This window comes from Limibacillus sp. MBR-115 (assembly GCF_040549425.1).
Taxonomy (GTDB): Bacteria; Pseudomonadota; Alphaproteobacteria; order Kiloniellales; family CECT-8803; genus Limibacillus; species Limibacillus halophilus.
The window spans coordinates 322,308-339,182 of sequence record NZ_JBEPTJ010000003.1 but is presented as its reverse complement, the minus strand read 5'-3'; the positions used below and the strand labels follow the sequence as shown (position 1 = coordinate 339,182).

Sequence of the window (16,875 nt, the reverse complement as noted above, 5' to 3'; positions counted from 1 at the left end):
GATTGAAATGGAGTTAAACCAATGCGACGGCAAGTGCGCCCAGGCGGCGGTAAGCAGGCGGAGTTGACGGTCACAGGCCTTGGTGGCCGCGGCGATGGCCTTGCCAATTTCGAAGGGCGCCCGGTTTTTCTTCCCGGCGCGCTGCCGGGCGAGCGGGTGCTGGCGCGCTTGACGAGCCCCAAGGCCGGCGGCTTCCGGGGCGAGATTCTTGAGTTAATCCAACCGTCGCCGGACCGAGTCGAGGCTGAATGCCCGCACTTTGGCTCTTGCGGGGGCTGCAGCCTTCAACACTTCTCGGATGAGGCCTATCGGCAGTGGAAGGGCGGTCTCGCGGCGGAGGCGCTGGCAAGGCGCGGCGTTGAAGCCAAATCCGTGTCGCCACTCCAATCGGTGCCGGCGCGTAGCCGTCGCCGCGCCACTCTGGCCGCGCGACGCCAGGGGCAGAAGGTTCTGCTCGGGTTTCGTGAGCAATTGAGCCATCGAATCGTAGATGTGCAGAGCTGCATGATTCTGCGCCCGGCGCTCTTCGACCTCCTTGCGCCGCTGCGCATCCTGCTGGCTGACATCCTGCCCAATGATGAGCAGATGGATTTGCATCTTCTGGAGAGCGAAACGGGCTGCGACCTCCTGATACGGGCGCCCTTCGCGCCAGGTCTGCGGGAGCGCGAGGCCCTTGCGAGTTTTGCCAGAGAGCAGGATCTTGCCCAGCTATCCTGGGAAGAAGACGATGGACCAGAGCCTGTTGCATTGCGCCGTCAGCCCATCGTCACCTTCGGCAAGGTGGCGGTGCAGCCCTGGCCGGGCGCCTTTCTGCAGGCCACAGCGGAAGGGGAGTCGCTGTTGCGTCAGGCGGTTTTCGATTTCCTGCCAGATGGTGCCAGAAAGGTCGCCGATCTATTTTCTGGGTGCGGTGCGTTTACCTTCTCCCTGGCCGAAAAGGTGTCGGTGCTGGCAGTGGAAGGTGAGGAGGCCGCTGTGGCAACCCTGGACGCAGCCGCACGGCGCAGCGGATTGTCGGGTGGTGTCAGTACCGCCTGCCGGGACTTGGCGCGCGATCCCTTGAGGGCGGAGGAGTTGGAGCAATTTGACGCGATCGTCCTCGATCCTCCACGCAACGGCGCGCCCGAGCAATGCGCCGAGATTGCTCAGAGTAATGTACAGAATGTTACAATGTTATCGTGTAATCCCAGTACGTTCGCACGGGATGTTAAGATTTTAGTTGATAATGGATTTGCGCTCACAACTCTGCGCCCCATCGATCAGTTCCTTTGGACGGGTCATCTGGAGATAGCAGCGTCGCTGCAGCGGTAGGACTCAAGAGTATGGCCCGGGCGCTATATTCGTCCGGCGACGTCCTCCAAGTTATCTTCGGTGATGCCATAGAACCGCTTGCCGAGAAGTGCGGCGCCGGGGAGCGTCTCGTAAAATCGGGCGGCTGTCGGATTGTCGTGATCGACGGTCCAGACAATGCGGCGCCACTGGCGTTGCAGCGTGACTCTGGCGAGCGAAGCCATAAGGCTGCGCCCCAACCCCTGTCCGCGAAAGGCCGGCTGGACGTAGATTTCCTTAAGGAAGAGCGCGGGTGCCAGGTCGCCGGTCCAGAAAATGTTCCCGAAGATCGCAAACCCAACCGCCTGACGCTCGGCCCGCCGCCGACCATGCGGGCCGCCAACCTCGGCCAGCAAAGCTTCGAATGCCGGCCCCGCGCCGGTACCGTGATCGCGCAGGGCGCCCAGAACTTCCGGAAGAAACCGCTGCGGATGATCGCCATAGTGGTCGAAGCATTCCATCAAGAGCGCCGCAAGCTGCTCGAAGTCCTCGGTTCCCGCGACTCGGACGACTGCGCTCGTACGCTTCGCCCCTTCAGTCATGGTTCAGAGCTTTCCGATCTGACCGCGATGGCGCAGTACGTGGTCTGCCAGGACCAAGGCCATCATGGCTTCGCCGACGGGAACCGCACGGATGCCGACACACGGGTCGTGGCGACCCTTTGTGACAATCTCGGTTTCGGCGCCATGGCGGTCGATGGTCTTGCGCGGGCTGAGGATCGAACTGGTCGGTTTGACGGCGAAACGCACCACGATGTCCTGGCCCGTGGTCAGGCCGCCCAGAACGCCGCCGGCATTGTTGGAGAGAAAACGAGGTGCACCGTCCACCATACGAATCTCGTCGGCATTCTCCTCGCCGGACAGGCTGGCGGAGCCGAACCCAGCACCGATCTCCACGGCTTTGACGGCGTTGATCGACATCATGGCTTTGGCCAGATCGGCATCAACCTTATCGTAAACGGGCTCGCCCAAGCCGGCGGGAACACCGCTGGCCACGACTTCGATTACGGCACCGACGGATGACCCTTTTTTGCGTATCCCATCCAGGTAATCGCCCCACTCGGCAGCAGCTTCGGCATCGGCGCAGAAAAAGGGATTGCGATCAACCTCGCCCCAATCAAAGCGATCACGGTTTATGCGATGGGCCCCCATCTGAACCAGCGACCCGCGAATGGTTAGGGACGATCCCAGAACATGCTGCAGGACCTTACGGGCGACCCCACCCGCTGCGACGCGCATCGCGGTCTCGCGTGCGGAGGAGCGACCGCCGCCGCGGTAATCGCGTATCCCGTATTTTTGCCAGTAAGTGTAATCGGCGTGTCCGGGGCGGAACTTGTCGGCGATTTCCCCGTAATCCTTGGAGCGCTGGTCCTCGTTTTCGATAATCAGACCAATGGGTGTGCCTGTGGTCTTGCCCTCAAAGACGCCTGAGACGATCTTGACCCGGTCGGATTCGCGCCGTTGCGTGGTGTAACGAGACTGTCCGGGCTTGCGTTTCTCCAGCCACACCTGCAGGTCTTCCTCGGCAAGTGGGATCAACGGCGGTGTGCCGTCGATTACGCAGCCGATCTCGGGCCCGTGGCTCTCACCCCAGGTCGTGAAGCGAAAGGACTCGCCGAAGGAGTTTCCGGACATCGTTCTTCCCGCCTTGTCAGGCCTTGGTGTCGAGACCGGACAGCAGTTCGCGAACATCGCTGGCCGCGTCAACCGCCATCATGCCAATCACATTGTAACCCGAATCGACGTGATGAACCTCGCCGGTGACACCGCTCGAGAGATCACTGAGCAAATACAGGCCTGCGCCGCCGACATCCTCTATGGAGACGTTGCGACGTAAAGGGGAGTTCAACTCATTCCAACGCAGGATGTAGCGAAAATCGCCGATACCCGACGCCGCGAGCGTCTTTATGGGGCCGGCGGAAATCGCGTTCACACGGATATTCTGCTCGCCTAAATCGGCGGCCAGATAGCGCACGCTGGCCTCCAACGCCGCTTTTGCGACGCCCATCACGTTGTAGTGCGGCATAACCCGCTCGGCGCCGTAATAGGAAAGCGTTAGGAGGCTGCCTCCCTCGTTCATCAGCGCTGCTGCGCGACGGCAAATGGTAGTAAAGGAGAAACAGGAGATATCCAGGCTGCGCAGGAAGTTGTCTCGGCTGGTGTTAAGATACTTGCCCTTAAGTTCCTCTTTGTCGGCATAGGCGATAGCGTGCACGACGAAATCCAGGCCGCCCCACTTATCCTGCAATTCGTCAAAAACCGCATCGACACTGGCGTCGTCGGTCACATCGCATGGCAGGACTATGCGACTGCCGGTGGCCTCCGCTAAGGGGACAACACGTTTCTTCAAGGCATCGCCTTGATAGGTGAACGCGAGTTCGGCGCCTTGTGCATGCACTGCTTTGGCGATACCCCAAGCGATCGAGCGGTCATTGGCCACACCCATGACCAGACCACGTTTGCCGGTCATCAGAGGTTGGGAATCCGTCATCAAAAATCCTCATTGAAAACCAGGAAGAATCGAGCCTGCCAAGGCTAACCCAGCACTGTTAGGCATCCTACACCAAAGGCATCGGTGGTCAAATTCCGGGAAACTGATGTGCAGCCAGTGTTTCCGCCTCAGCCGTTGCTGGTTTAGACTAATGCCATGACATTGGAAACAGGTAACGATCCGCAAAGCGTTGGTCGGCTGACAAAGATTGTAAGAAGCAAGCCTGGGACCAGCCTGCAGGGGTTCTGGAGTTTTCTCAGCTTTGTCTTCAAACGTTTTCTCGGAGACGATGGACCCGGACTGGCCGCAAGCCTCAGTTACACCAGCCTTCTGGCCATAGTACCGCTGGTAGCCATTGGCTTGGCGATGCTGGCGGCCTTCCCGGCGTTTGAAGAGACGCGTGCAGCAATCGAGTTGGCCATTATCGATACATTTCCCGCTGATCAACAGGGCGATGTTTCGGCAAGGCTGGTGGAGTTTGTCGATAACGCCCGCACCATGACGGGGACCGGGATCGCGGCGCTGGCGGTTACCGCGGTGTTGCTGTTGATGCGGATTCATACCGCGCTGAACATGATTTGGCGGGTCACAGAGCCCAGACCGATCATTATTCGCCTTTTGATTTACTGGGCCATGTTGACCATCGGTCCCATCCTGATCGGCCTGTCGATCACTATATCCGGTTACCTCTTCACGATGATGCACATGTCGGGCGCCGAGGCTTTTGGGATCGGAACGCTGGGCCTTAGTCGCATGGTCGCGATCATTTTGAACGCCATGGCCTTTACGCTTCTGTTCGTCGTACTTCCCAATCGATCGATTCGCTGGCTGCACGGTTTAGCGGGCGCATCGGTCGCGGCCTGCCTATTCGAGGCTATGAAGCTGGCCTTTGCAGCTTATATCGAAGCGTTCCCATCATATCAGGTGATATACGGCGCTTTGGCCGCAATACCGATTTTTCTTCTTTGGATGTACTTTGTTTGGGTCGTGGTCCTGTTGGGCGCGGAGGTGGCCGCGGCGCTTGGGGAATGGGGGGCTGTTTCCAGCCGGGCCGGGCGGTTGATAGCGGCAGCCGACCGTTTGCCGCTGGCGCTATCGCTGCTGGTAAGGCTGCAAGAGGCCAGCAAGAAAGGGCGCGCCTTGAAGGTTCAGGTTTGGAGCCGTGGACTGCCGGTATTGCCGGGCGAGCTGGATGATGTGATCGGGCGACTGCGGAAAAGTGGATACGTAGAACGAACCTCGCGCGGGCGATGGCTGCTTTCGAGGGATTTGCGCAGTGCAACCTTGGGCGATTTGACCAAGACGCTCGGCTTGACGCACGACACCTATCCGCAGTGGGAACCGGCGGCAGTATCACTGGTCGCGCGACAAAGCTCCGCCGTCAGGGCTGTCGAGGATACGCCCCTGATCGAAGTGCTGGAGGCTTGCCCACAGGCCGACGTTGGGCGTGGTGAGGCAGACGAGCGGTCTGACGCAAAGATCGCCGGCGCGGCGGAGTGACGCTCGGGAGGTCCTGTGCCCGGACAAATGCCCTGGCTTTACTGAACGATCTGCCAGGTACCGTCGGGTTGGCGGCAAGCGACCCCGTAAGCCTGCTGCGGTTCGCCGGCGATAATCACGGTCTGCTGGAACTCGCGGCAGTATTTACCGGAGCCCGTCGTGCCGTCGCGCACGGGGGTAATCGCACCTTTGTTGCCGCTTTCCGGGTTCGACCAGATGATGGTCTCGCCTATCGGTGCAGTCTTGGCATCTTCGTAAGCCTGGCTGTAAAGCAACTGATCACGCTCATCGAGTTGGCGACCAATTTCGCCGCCCAACATGGCGCCTGCGAGTGTGCCCAGCGCAATAGCGACGTGTCGTCCGGAACCGGAGCCGATTTGAGAGCCTATGGCCGCACCGCCGGCAGCACCGGCAAGCGTGCCGATGGTCTGCTTCGGGCCTTGTTCACACCCGGCCAGGATAAGGCCGGCAAGACCGACGACAGCAAAGGTTTTCAGTGCCATTTCCTATTCCTTCCCTCTCCCCACGTACGGGGGAATCAGTTGATCGCCCGCTTCAGATCATATTCTGCATTATTTTACGACAGAATTGTGGCCGGCATCCCCAGGGCATCCCCAGGGCACCCCCAGGGCATTCCCGGGCATCCCAGGGCATCCCCGGGGCGATTGCAGGTATTTGGTGCGGACCCTGGCGGTTATCCTTGCGCCGGGATATATGAAAGTGACGGGCGACGGCGTTGTGAGATTCGCGGCGCGGAAACGGCGATGGTTGTAGGAACTTAGGCGATGAATGAAAAAGATAACCCCTTTGATTTATTCTCTGCTTGGCTTGAAGAGGCTAGGGGCAGCGAACCCAATGACCCTGAAGGGATGGCGCTTTCAACCGTTGGCGAGGATGGAATGCCGTCGTCGCGTATGGTTTTGCTAAAGGGCTTCGATGAGCGGGGGTTTGTGTTCTACACCAATTACGAAAGTCGGAAGGGTAGGCAATTGCTGAACCATGGCATGGCGGCCCTGTTGTTTCATTGGAAGAGCCTGCGTCGACAGGTGCGAATCGAAGGACCGGTCGAGCAGGTCACGGAATCAGAAGCAGACGCCTATTTTTCCACGAGGCATCGCAGCAGTCAGATCGGCGCCTGGGCAAGCCAGCAGTCGCGGCCGGTGGAAAGTCGTTTCGAGTTGGAGAAACGTGTTGCCCAGTACGCAGCAAAGTATGCCATCGGCGCCGTACCCAGGCCGCCATACTGGTCGGGTTTTAGGGTCATGCCCCGCTTGATCGAGTTCTGGAAGGATGGCGCCTTTCGTTTGCATGATCGCCTGGTCTTCCATCGCCAGCCCGACGGAACTTGGACGACGGAGCGGCTCTTTCCCTGACGGGAGGGGCGCGCGATAATCAGTCCATGACCGAATTTGAAACCGCAGCAAGGCAGGCAGAGGCCCAGGGACAGGCGCGTAAGGCAACCCTCATGCGGCGGGCTACCTACGCTTCGGTCTCGGTTGCCGGTATCCTGATCGTCGTGAAGCTGGCCGCTTGGTTGCTGACCGGGTCGGTCGCGATGCTTTCGACACTGATCGATTCGCTGCTCGATGCTTTTGCGTCATTGGTCAATTTATTTGCGGTCCGGCAGGCTCTGACGCCGCCAGACCGTGAGCATCGCTTTGGTCATGGCAAAGCCGAGCCGTTGGCGGCACTGGCCCAAGCGGCCTTCATTACGGGGTCAGCCATCTTTCTTTTGGTTGAGGCCGGCAAGCGGCTCTATGCGCCGCAACCGGTGGCGTCGTCCGACATCGGCATTGGTGTGATGGTATTTTCCATTGTCCTGACCTTGATCCTGGTGCGCTATCAACGTTTCGTCGTCCGCCGGACCGACTCGCTGGCTATCAGTGCCGATTCGCTGCATTACGCGGGCGATGTGCTGGTCAATATCGCAGTGATTGTCGCGCTGGTTATTGTCAGTCAGTTCGACCTCTTGTGGGTGGATCCGGTCTTTGCCCTGGGCATTGCCGCCTACATTGTCTGGAACGCCTGGCAGATCGCGCGCGGCGCGATGGATATGCTGATGGATAGAGAGTTGGAGCCCGAGGAGCGTCAAATAATCAAGGATATCGTCATGGCGCATCCGGATGTGCTCAGCCTCCACGAATTAAAGACCCGAGCCGCTGGCCCGCAAAAGTTTATCCAACTTCATATTGAAATGAGTGGCGCCATGAGCCTGTGGCGCGCCCACGTCGTATCCGACACCGTAGAAGCGGAGCTGCAGGCTGCCTTTCCCGACGCGGAAATACTGATTCACCAAGATCCTTTCGGCATCGAAGAGGAATCTTCCGCGGTTCGCTAGCCCGCTTGGTCTTGAATTCCCTCAGTTGAATGTACTTGTTTGATGTAGGTCATTGTCGTCTACGCTGACCCGGCCTGATACTGCTATTGAGTTCAGAGCGAGCCAGTAAGGGAAGGAGACAGGTCATGCCGATCGCTGCGGTTCTGGTTATTGCGAGTGGTGGCGCGCGCACGGAGGGTTGCCTCAAGGCTGCCGCTGAGGTTGCCGAGCGCGCTGATGCCGTGCTGGATATCCTGCATGTGTCTTTGGATCCGCGTATGGCCTTGCCGATGGTTGGAGAGGGCATGGCAGCGGGGATGATCCAAGATGTAATCGAGCGTAATGAGCAGGAAGGCCATGCGCGACGCAGTAAAGCTAGAGAAGCCGCCGAGGCGTTAGCCGCTTCTAAAGGGCAGCAATTATTGGAAGCCAGTGTGGGCACGGGGCGCCCGGGGTTCTCAATTACCTGGCAAGCCCTGCAGGGATCGGAGACCGAGATCGTAAAGGCTGCTGCCCCCTATCGCGATTTGATCGTCCTGGATCGTCCGGATCTGGACGAGGATGCCTATGCGACGGTTTGCGTGGAAGCTGCGCTCATGGAAACCGGCCGTGCGGTTTTGCTCATTCCGCCAGGTGGCGTTGGCGCGGCTATGCGGCACATTGCCATAGCTTGGGACGGCTCGGCCTTTGCGACCCGTGCGGTTGCTGCGGCATTGCCGTTTCTATCCGATGCCGAGCAGATCACCATGGTGGCAGTAGAAGAAAGCGGCAAAACCAGCGACCTAGGAGCGCTATCCCGGTACTTGGCATGCCATGGATTGAGTGCGAAGTCTAAGATAGTGCCGTCGGACAGCGGCGATACCGGGGCTGTTCTTCTCGAAACGGCCGCCGCTGCCGGTGCCGATACCTTGGTGATGGGCGGTTACGGTCACAGCCGATTGCGGGAGTTCATTTTCGGTGGTGTGACCGAGAGCGTTCTGCGGTCTGCCGGCATGCCGGTCCTCATGGCCCACTGAGACCGGTCGACGTATTCAGGGGTTGAATCAGATTTGTAAAGCCTACGAAGGACGAGGATAGTCATGACGCTGGAACGTATCAGATTGGAGTTGGCACGCGATCCACAGCACCCGGAAGGGAGCAATCGTCACGGTTACGAGTTTATCGCCCCTTTGGCCGATGATAGCCGGATTGACATTGAGGAATGGCGGAAAGAGCGCGCGCGTTGCCGGGTCCACCGCTTTTGGCAGGGCGAACCTGATGAAGTTGGGCATCTGGTACGCACGCGCGGCGGACATTGGGCCTTTCACTACGATGTGAACGGCGATTCGGATGAGGACGAGGCGGGGTATCGCTTCGCCGACCATGCCTTCAAGCCCGGTGAGTACGTCTCGATTCGCGAGCATGACGGTGATTTGCAAACCTTCCGGGTCGTTTCGGTTCGCCCGTTGGATTGAGTTCTTGAAGACCCTATCGGTGCCTTATCGAGTCTGTGTAGCCCGGGTCGCCTTGGCAGGACGCCTACGCCTTTGATGAAGCTGTTAGCCTCCAGGCCATTATGAGTTCTCGCAAAGCCCGAGAAACTTTGGTCCTGACCGGCGCCAGCCGGGGGATCGGCCACGTTACCGTCAAGCGTTTCTCCGACGAACAATGGCGAATCATCACCTGCTCATGCGAAGAGGTTCCGACTCGGTCTTTCAGCTATGCAGCAGTGATTTTGGCTATGTGACGGGAACCAAGGTTTTCGTGACGGGCGGCCAGCATCTCTATTAACTGAACCGGGCCGTCAATCTTGCAGTTCGTCGTGTAGGTCGCGGAACCAAGCCAATCGCGCCTCGGCCTGTGCGATCTCGAGTGTCAACCAGGCCGGTAGCCTGCTGTGTGCGCCGCTACCGCTTTGCAAGAGGTCGCGCAATCTCGTCAACTCCTTCTCCGCAACCTCGACCAGCATGTCCGCCTGCAGGGCTTGTGCCGTCCTTGGCAGCAGATGCATGAAACGCAGTTTGATCGCCAGGATCAGCTTGTTGATGTCCGAGGAAGCAGCACGAACGCCAGCACCCAACAGGCGCTCGATTTCCTGCCGCCCGCTATCGGTAATCATGAGCTGGGGATTATCCGCAGTGCCTTGGCCCTCTAGGGTCTGCACCAAACCTTCAACCTTCAAGAGTTCCAGCGGCGCACCGATCAGATCGAGTGACGGCCCCACCAGACGTGCGGTGACGTGCCGTACTTCCCGGGCCAGATCGGCATACTGGAGAGGGGCTTCCGCAAGCAAACCCAAGGCTAGCAGGCGGATCGCTTCCGATGGAATGAGGGTATGGTCGCGGTACATGGCACGGCACTTTCAATCAGGATTACCAACCTGAAAGATAGGGCTGCCCCTGCCGACTGTCCAGGCAAAGAAAAAGGCGCCCCACCTATGTGGAGCGCCTTAATTCCTTAGCCCGGAAGATAAAGATCAGGCCTTGGCTTCATCATCTTCGTCACTGCCAACGTCCTCGGCAGCTTCTTCCTCGGCATCGGCTTCTTCAGCCAGTTCCAAGGCTTCCTCGATAGCGGCTTCCTCGGCTTCGAACTGCGCCTGGGCCGTCACCATCTGGCCGGAAGCGACCTGCTGTTCGGCTTCGGTGGTGGAACGGGCCACATTGACCGTGATCTCGACCACCACTTCCGGGTGCAACCGAATACGGATCGGGTGCAGTCCAAGAACCTTGATAGCCTTGTCGAGCACGACATGGCGACGCTCAATCGTGAAGCCCGCTTCGGTAACGGCTTCCATGATGTCGCGGGCTGAAACCGAACCGTAAAGCTGTCCGGTGTCGCCGGCTTGGCGAATAATCACCACCGACAGACCTTCGAGCTTTTCGGCAACCTGGTCCGCATCTTTCTTGCGTTCGAGGTTCTGGGCCTCAAGCTGGGCGCGCTGCGTTTCGAAGTAGGCCAAGTTCGCCTTGTTGGCGCGCAGGGCCTTGTTCTGTGGCAGCAGGTAGTTGCGGGCAAAGCCGGGCTTGACGGCGACGACGTCGCCCATCTGACCCAACTTCTCGATCCGCTCAAGCAGAATGACTTCCATGATGCTTGCTCCCTTCCGTTACTTGGTCACGTAGGGCAGAAGCGACAGGAACCGGGCGCGCTTGATCGCGCGTGCCAGTTCACGCTGCTTCTTTGCGGAGACCGCAGTGATGCGGCTGGGAACGATCTTGCCGCGTTCGGACACGAAACGACCCAGCAGCTTGATGTCCTTGTAGTCGATCTTCGGCGCGCTCGGGCCGGAGAAAGGACAGGACTTGCGGCGGCGGAAGAACGGACGACGCACGGCGCCGCCACTGCTGACAACACGGATGGTGCTCATTCCTGGCCTCCTTCACGGCGCTGGTCGCCGTCACGGTCACGACCGCCTCGGTCGTCACGGTCGAAACGGCGTCCGCCGCCCCGGCGATCATCCCGGCGATCCTTCTGCTGCATCATGGCCGACGGGCCCTCTTCGAGTTCTTCCACGCGCACGGTCATGTGACGCAGGACGTCCTCGTTCAGGCGCATGTTGCGCTCCATCTCGAGCACCGCTTCAGAAGGAGCGTCGAGATTAAAGAGCACATAGTGGCCCTTGCGGTTCTTTTTGATCTTGAAGGACAGGCTGCGCAGACCCCAGTACTCACGCTTGGAAATCTTGCCGCCGTTGTCTTCGATAATTTTGGTAAATTCATCGCCCAGTGAATCGACCTGTCCGGTCGACACATCCTGGCGCGCGATGAATACGCATTCGTACAGTGCCATCGATGTTACTCCCCATGGCTGTTTTGTGGAGCGGCGCCACCAACCTTGTGGCTGACCCGCCCCTAGCCGAATCTTTCCCTCGTCGACGGCAGAGCCGCTGTTCGAGGTTCGCAACGACCCGGCGAGGAGCTTGCGAGGCCGCGGACTATAGCGAAAAGCCGCGTGCTTGCAAGGGAAAAGCCTTGCAGAGAGTGGCCCTGCTTGACAGCCTGTTAGGCGACGCTATCACTAGCGGCCTTGTCGCGGGGGAATCTGTTGAAGTCGGGTTGTTGTGGGGCGTTGCAAAAAAGCAGTGACCGGCTTGCCTTGATAGGCTGGTATAACGCTGCGAATTGAGGGAGGAAACATGGCGCGGGCATTTGTATTTCCGGGACAGGGGTCCCAAGCGATTGGCATGGGTCAGGCGATGTACGAGACTTTTCCGGCGGCTCGCCTGGTGTTTGAAGAAGTCGACGACGCACTATCCCAAAATCTCACTAAGTTGATGTTCGAGGGCCCGGAAAATGACCTGACGCTAACCGAGAATGCCCAACCGGCGATCATGGTCTGTAGTCTGGCGGTCGTCCGTGTTCTTGAATCCGAAGGCAATTTTGCGTTGTCCGAACGCGCCCAGTTCGTAGCCGGACATTCGTTGGGTGAGTATTCCGCGCTGGCGGCAGCAGGCGCCTTTACTCTTGCGGACACGGCACGGCTCCTTAAAAAACGCGGCCAGGCGATGCAGCAGGCCGTCGCTCTTGGTGAGGGCGCTATGGCCGCTATTCTCGGCCTTTCGTTCGAGGAGGTCGTGGCAGTGGCTGCGGAAGCTGCGGAAGGCGAGGTCTGTCAGGCCGCGAACGATAACGCGCCGGGTCAGGTCGTTATTTCCGGGCATACCGCAGCCGTCGAGCGGGCCATTGTTCTGGCCAAGGAAAGAGGGGCAAAGCGGGCTCTGGCCTTGCCGGTATCCGCGCCGTTTCACTGTCGCCTGATGGAGCCGGCGGCAGAAGCTATGGCCGAGGCTTTGGAGGCGGTGGCAATTCAACCGCCCAGCCTTCCAGTGATTGCAAACGTCACCGCAGCGCCGGTGTTCGAGCCGCAAACCATCCGGCGTTTGCTGGTGGAGCAGGTGACGGGCATGGTGCGTTGGCGCGAGAGCGTGGAGGCCATGAAGGTATTGGAAATCGAGCGTTGTGTCGAATTGGGCAACGGCAAGGTCCTGAGTGGTTTGATCAAACGTATCGACCGCGAGATACAGGCCGATGCGGCCGGAACGCCAGACGAGATTGACGGGCTCCTCAAGAGCTTGTGATGAAGGCTCCGAATTGAACGGGGCACCCGGGATATTACCTCCGGGTAGCTAGCAAAAGACATTGAAAGGATCGGGATATGTTCGATTTGAGCGGCAAGGTGGCCCTGGTGACGGGCGCGTCGGGCGGACTTGGCGGCGCGATTGCCAAAGCATTGTATGCTCAGGGTGCGAGCGTGGCATTGACCGGCACACGCGTGGAGCCGCTTGAAGCGTTGAAATCGACGCTTGGCGATCGCGCCGCGGTTCTTCCCTGCGATCTTTCCGACCCGGCTGCCACCGAAGGCCTGATTGGGCGTTGCGAGGAGGCCTTGGGGCCGCTCGATATTCTGGTCAACAATGCCGGCCTGACACGTGACGGACTGGCCATGCGAATGAAAGACGAGGATTGGCAGACCGTACTGGATGTCAATCTAACGGCTGCCTTTCGTCTTACCCGGGCGGCATTGAAAGGAATGATGCGCCGCCGCAGCGGTCGGATCATCGGCATAACATCGGTGGTCGGCGTCACTGGTAATCCTGGCCAAGCGAACTACGCGGCATCCAAGGCAGGGATGATCGGCATGACCAAATCCTTGGCTCAGGAAGTTGCAAGCCGTGGTATCACGCTGAACTGCGTCGCACCGGGAATGATCACTACGGCGATGACCGATGTGTTGAACGACCAGCAAAAAGAACGCATTTTGCAGGTGATTCCAATGGGTCGCCTGGGTGATTCTGAGGATATAGCAGCGGCTGTATTGTACCTGGCAAGCGATGAAGCCGCCTATGTTACCGGCCAAACGTTGCACGTGAACGGCGGAATGGCCATGATTTGAATAGCGAGACTCCGAACACGATTCGCGCCCAGGAACGCTAGAATATGATTTTCACTTGTGTTAAGAGGCCAGCGCAATCGATGCTTCGGGGTCTTTGATGAGTAAGGGGCCACCGTACCGGAGCCCAAGGAACGTACGGAATTACGTGTCTTTCAACGAGGATGGATAAGCTTATGAGCAATGATATCGCCGATCGCGTCAAAAAGATCGTTATCGAGCACCTGGGTGCGGAAGAAGAGAAGGTGACCGAGAATGCCAGCTTCATCGACGATCTGGGCGCCGACAGCCTCGATACCGTCGAACTCGTCATGGCGTTTGAGGAAGAGTTCGGTTGTGAGATTCCCGATGATGCCGCCGAGAAGATCGTGACCGTCAAGGACGCGATCGACTTCATCAAGGAAAACGCCTGACCTGAAGCCCGCAAGGGCTTCTGGAGGTCGCCGCCGATAGAGGCGATCAGGCAGAGCATCTGACAGACATGAGACGTGTCGTCATCACAGGGCTGGGTCTCGTCACGCCGCTTGGCGTGGGGACCCGGGCCGTATGGGAGCGGTTGATCGCCGGTAAATCCGGCATCAACGCGATCGAGGGTTTTGATGTTTCGGATTTGCCGTCGCGCATCGGCGGTCAGATTCCTCGGGGTGAAACGGCCGACGGCCTATTCAATCCCGATGATTTCATGGAGCCCAAAGATCAGCGCAAGGTCGACCAGTTCATCATCTATGCGATGGCCGCGGCTCAGCAAGCTGTTGAGGATTCCGGTTGGAAGCCGACGGACGATGAGGGTCAGGAGCGCACTGGCGTCTTGATCGGATCGGGCATCGGTGGCCTGGAGTGGATTGCCAATGGGGCAACCATGCTGGCTGAAAGAGGCCCGCGTCGCGTGAGCCCGTTTTTCATCCCGGCGGCTCTGATCAATCTAGCGTCTGGTCAGGTCTCCATTAGATACGGTTTCAAGGGGCCTAACCACGCAGTGGTGACGGCCTGTTCTACGGGTGCCCACGCTATTGGCGACGCGTCGCGCATGATCATGCTGGATGATGCGGATGTTATGGTAGCCGGCGGCGCCGAGGCGGCTGTTTGCCGTCTTGGTTACGCAGGGTTCTCGGCGGCGCGAGCGTTGTCGTCCCATTTCAACGACACCCCCGAACGGGCATCAAGGCCCTGGGATAAGCAGCGCGATGGGTTTGTCATGGGCGAGGGCTCCGGCGTTGTGGTGCTTGAAGAGCTGGAGCACGCCAAGAAACGTGGCGCGACCATCTATGCTGAAGTGATTGGTTACGGAATGTCGGGCGATGCCCATCACATTACCGCGCCGGCGGAAGACGGGAGCGGCGGTTTCCGCGCGATGCAAGCGGCGTTGAAACGTGCGGGGATCAACGCGAGCGACATTGACTACATCAACGCGCATGGCACCTCCACGCCATTGGGCGACGAAATCGAGCTGGGCGCGGTCAAGCGGCTGTTCGGGGATCACGCCTATAAACTTTCCATGTCCTCGACGAAGTCCGCCATCGGGCATCTGTTGGGAGCGGCGGGTGCCGTGGAAGCGATCTTCTCCATTTTGGCGATCAATGAGGGCATCGTGCCGCCGACGCTTAATCTCGACGATCCGAGCGACGGCTGCGATATCGATCTCGTGGCGCACAAGGCCAAGGAACGGAAAGTGCGCTATGCCCTTTCAAATTCCTTTGGATTTGGCGGCACGAACGCATCGCTCGTCTTATCCAAGGTCGACTGAACGGAAGGACCGCCATGGGCTGGCTGATCCGAACCGTCGTAACCCTGGCGGTTCTGGCGATCTTGGGCCTGGGTATCGGCTACAAATGGCTGGAAATACAGTTTGATGCGCCGGGGCCGCTTGACCAGGAACAGATCCTCGTCGTGGATCCCGGCAGTGGTGTTTCCGCGATAGCCGCCCGCCTCAAAGACGCCGGGCTGCTCAAGGATCCGATCATTTTTCGCCTAGGCGTCCGCCTGGAAAACCAGGCGCGGTCCCTGCAAGCCGGCGAGTTCCTGATCCCGGCCAGGGCATCAGCGCGTCAGATCATGGAAATTCTTTCTTCGGGGCGAACCCTGGTGCGTCGTTTAACCGTGCCGGAGGGATTGACGTCACGGGAGATCATGGACCTTGTTGCTGCTGCCGATGCCTTGACCGGAAACGCGCCGGAGGCGCTTCCCGAAGGAAGCCTGCTACCGGAAACCTATCATTACCAGCGGGGTGATTCCCGGGGCGAACTGGTTGGCCGCATGCAGGAGAGTTTGCAAGCGGCGTTGGCGGAACTTTGGCCTCAACGTGCCGAGGGCTTGCCGCTCAAAAACCCCGAGGAAGCCGTAATTCTGGCATCGATCGTGGAGAAGGAAACCGGCGTTGGCGGTGAGCGTCCGCTGGTTGCTTCGGTTTTTTACAATCGCTTAGCCAAGGGCATGCCGCTGCAATCGGACCCTACGGTCATTTTTGCGCTGACCAAAGGCAAAGCGCCGCTGGGGCGTGCGTTGACCCGCCAGGATTGGAAGGTCGATGACCCCTACAACACATACCAAAATACCGGGTTGCCACCGGGTCCGATTGCAAATCCGGGACGCGCGTCGTTGGAAGCCGTCTTGAGGCCCGCTGAAAGTGGGTATCTCTATTTCGTTGCGGACGGCCAAGGCGGCCATGCCTTCACGAAGACGCTGGCGGAGCACAACCGCAATGTCCAGAAATTGCGGCGGCTCCGACAGCAACAGTCAAACTGATCGGCCGGTTCTGGCCTTAGCTCAACTCGGCGACCGCCTCAATCTCGACGGCCACGTTGCGCGGCAAAGCGCCGGCAGAAACGGCCGCGCGGGCATGCTTGCCTGATTCGCCGAACACAGCGACGATCAGATCGGACGCGCCATTGATAACTTCCGGCTGTTGGGTGAAGTCGGGTGTCGAGTTGACGAAAGCGCCAAGGCGCACAATGCGCTTTACGCGGTCCAGATCGCCGCCCGCGGCTTCGCGGAGCTGAGCGATGATGTTAAGGGCGCAGAGCTTTGCGGCTTCCTTGCCTTCATCGACAGTGAAATCCTGACCGACCTTACCGAGGAACTTCAGTTCGCCATTCCACAGGGTAATTTGCCCGGCAATGAAAACCAGATTGCCACTGACCACGTATGGCACGTAGTTGGCAGCAGGGGCGGCTGCTTTGGGCAGTTCCAGTCCAAGTTCCTTGAGGCGTGCTTCGATCTTCCCGGCCATGATGGTGGTTCTCCCTTATCGGCGGTGTGCGCTTTGATGTCTAAAGGCCGGACCTTAGCGCTTGGCTTGCCGTCAGACTAGCCCTGTCGCGACAAGTCAGCCATGCCGAGCGGCAAGGTCCCAGGCCTTGCAGTGCCGGTCC

Annotated in this window: 20 protein-coding genes and 1 pseudogene; 12 read left to right on the top strand and 9 right to left on the bottom strand. The window is 59.3% G+C overall.

The window, feature by feature from the left end:
* Positions 1-21 precede the first annotated feature (21 nt).
* Positions 22-1,311 carry a TRAM domain-containing protein gene (locus tag ABIE63_RS08385; protein ID WP_354503979.1) on the top strand — a complete coding sequence of 430 codons (1,290 nt, stop codon included), beginning with the start codon at positions 22-24 and terminating at the stop codon, positions 1,309-1,311.
* 23 nt (positions 1,312-1,334) lie between these two features.
* On the opposite strand, the gene ABIE63_RS08380 is transcribed toward ABIE63_RS08385, so the two are convergent.
* From ABIE63_RS08380 to fabI, 3 genes are read right to left on the bottom strand one after another with little or no spacing between them, the layout of a single operon-like run.
* Positions 1,335-1,871, bottom strand: coding sequence for a GNAT family N-acetyltransferase (locus ABIE63_RS08380; RefSeq protein WP_183415904.1), 537 nt, complete (start codon positions 1,869-1,871; stop codon positions 1,335-1,337).
* Between the two features lie 3 nt (positions 1,872-1,874).
* The gene (gene aroC / locus ABIE63_RS08375; RefSeq protein WP_354503978.1) at positions 1,875-2,963 is read right to left on the bottom strand and encodes a chorismate synthase; all 1,089 of its coding nucleotides are present in this window, start codon (positions 2,961-2,963) and stop codon (positions 1,875-1,877) included.
* Positions 2,964-2,979: 16 nt separating this feature from the next.
* Positions 2,980-3,819 carry an enoyl-ACP reductase FabI gene (gene fabI, locus ABIE63_RS08370; protein ID WP_183415902.1) on the bottom strand — a complete coding sequence of 280 codons (840 nt, stop codon included), beginning with the start codon at positions 3,817-3,819 and terminating at the stop codon, positions 2,980-2,982.
* Positions 3,820-3,975: 156 nt separating this feature from the next.
* Here fabI and ABIE63_RS08365 point away from each other — a divergent pair, with 156 nt between their 5' ends.
* Positions 3,976-5,319: a YihY family inner membrane protein gene (locus ABIE63_RS08365; protein ID WP_354503976.1), complete on the top strand. Its 1,344-nt coding sequence runs from the start codon at positions 3,976-3,978 to the stop codon at positions 5,317-5,319.
* Between the two features lie 38 nt (positions 5,320-5,357).
* Here ABIE63_RS08365 and ABIE63_RS08360 read toward each other — a convergent pair whose 3' ends face one another.
* Positions 5,358-5,822, bottom strand: a complete 465-nt coding sequence (locus ABIE63_RS08360; RefSeq protein ID WP_183415900.1) for an RT0821/Lpp0805 family surface protein — start codon at positions 5,820-5,822, stop codon at positions 5,358-5,360.
* Between the two features lie 282 nt (positions 5,823-6,104).
* Here ABIE63_RS08360 and pdxH point away from each other — a divergent pair, with 282 nt between their 5' ends.
* The 5 genes and pseudogenes from pdxH to ABIE63_RS08335 all read left to right on the top strand — a co-directional run.
* The gene (gene pdxH, locus ABIE63_RS08355) at positions 6,105-6,692 is read left to right on the top strand and encodes a pyridoxamine 5'-phosphate oxidase (RefSeq protein ID WP_354503974.1); all 588 of its coding nucleotides are present in this window, start codon (positions 6,105-6,107) and stop codon (positions 6,690-6,692) included.
* Between the two features lie 26 nt (positions 6,693-6,718).
* Positions 6,719-7,657: a cation diffusion facilitator family transporter gene (locus ABIE63_RS08350; protein ID WP_354503972.1), complete on the top strand. Its 939-nt coding sequence runs from the start codon at positions 6,719-6,721 to the stop codon at positions 7,655-7,657.
* A 125-nt stretch (positions 7,658-7,782) separates the two neighbouring features.
* A complete protein-coding gene (locus ABIE63_RS08345; RefSeq protein WP_354503970.1) occupies positions 7,783-8,652 on the top strand; it encodes a universal stress protein in 870 nt (289 codons plus the stop codon).
* 63 nt (positions 8,653-8,715) lie between these two features.
* Positions 8,716-9,090, top strand: a complete 375-nt coding sequence (locus ABIE63_RS08340; protein ID WP_354503969.1) for a hypothetical protein — start codon at positions 8,716-8,718, stop codon at positions 9,088-9,090.
* A gap of 101 nt (positions 9,091-9,191) precedes the next feature.
* Positions 9,192-9,320, top strand: a pseudogene (locus tag ABIE63_RS08335) (oxidoreductase); the annotation flags it as partial.
* Positions 9,321-9,419: 99 nt separating this feature from the next.
* Here ABIE63_RS08335 and ABIE63_RS08330 read toward each other — a convergent pair.
* The 4 genes from ABIE63_RS08330 to rpsF form a co-directional block, all read right to left on the bottom strand.
* The gene (locus tag ABIE63_RS08330) at positions 9,420-9,965 is read right to left on the bottom strand and encodes a hypothetical protein (RefSeq protein WP_354503968.1); all 546 of its coding nucleotides are present in this window, start codon (positions 9,963-9,965) and stop codon (positions 9,420-9,422) included.
* A gap of 126 nt (positions 9,966-10,091) precedes the next feature.
* On the bottom strand, positions 10,092-10,706 hold the full coding sequence (gene rplI, locus ABIE63_RS08325) for a 50S ribosomal protein L9 (RefSeq protein ID WP_183415894.1): 615 nt from the start codon (positions 10,704-10,706) through the stop codon (positions 10,092-10,094).
* A gap of 18 nt (positions 10,707-10,724) precedes the next feature.
* Positions 10,725-10,985 (bottom strand): 30S ribosomal protein S18, encoded by a 261-nt coding sequence (gene rpsR / locus ABIE63_RS08320; protein ID WP_183415893.1) that lies wholly within the window; start codon positions 10,983-10,985, stop codon positions 10,725-10,727.
* Entirely contained in the window at positions 10,982-11,407 is a 426-nt protein-coding gene (rpsF, locus tag ABIE63_RS08315) for a 30S ribosomal protein S6 (RefSeq protein ID WP_183415892.1), read from the bottom strand. The genes rpsR and rpsF overlap by 4 nt, the downstream gene beginning before the upstream one ends.
* Positions 11,408-11,753: 346 nt before the next feature.
* Here rpsF and fabD point away from each other — a divergent pair, with 346 nt between their 5' ends.
* The 5 genes from fabD (at position 11,754) to mltG (ending at position 16,249) form a co-directional block, all read left to right on the top strand.
* Positions 11,754-12,695 (top strand): ACP S-malonyltransferase, encoded by a 942-nt coding sequence (gene fabD, locus ABIE63_RS08310; protein WP_354503967.1) that lies wholly within the window; start codon positions 11,754-11,756, stop codon positions 12,693-12,695.
* 77 nt (positions 12,696-12,772) lie between these two features.
* Positions 12,773-13,510 carry a 3-oxoacyl-[acyl-carrier-protein] reductase gene (gene fabG, locus ABIE63_RS08305; protein ID WP_354503966.1) on the top strand — a complete coding sequence of 246 codons (738 nt, stop codon included), beginning with the start codon at positions 12,773-12,775 and terminating at the stop codon, positions 13,508-13,510.
* Positions 13,511-13,683: 173 nt separating this feature from the next.
* Positions 13,684-13,920 carry an acyl carrier protein gene (locus tag ABIE63_RS08300; RefSeq protein ID WP_183415889.1) on the top strand — a complete coding sequence of 79 codons (237 nt, stop codon included), beginning with the start codon at positions 13,684-13,686 and terminating at the stop codon, positions 13,918-13,920.
* A gap of 68 nt (positions 13,921-13,988) precedes the next feature.
* Positions 13,989-15,251 carry a beta-ketoacyl-ACP synthase II gene (fabF, locus tag ABIE63_RS08295; RefSeq protein WP_183415888.1) on the top strand — a complete coding sequence of 421 codons (1,263 nt, stop codon included), beginning with the start codon at positions 13,989-13,991 and terminating at the stop codon, positions 15,249-15,251.
* 14 nt (positions 15,252-15,265) lie between these two features.
* A complete protein-coding gene (mltG, locus tag ABIE63_RS08290; RefSeq protein ID WP_354503965.1) occupies positions 15,266-16,249 on the top strand; it encodes an endolytic transglycosylase MltG in 984 nt (327 codons plus the stop codon).
* A 16-nt stretch (positions 16,250-16,265) separates the two neighbouring features.
* On the opposite strand, the gene ABIE63_RS08285 is transcribed toward mltG, so the two are convergent.
* Complete coding sequence (locus tag ABIE63_RS08285; RefSeq protein WP_183415886.1) at positions 16,266-16,733, bottom strand: RidA family protein; 468 nt, start codon at positions 16,731-16,733, stop codon at positions 16,266-16,268.
* Positions 16,734-16,875: the final 142 nt, after the last annotated feature.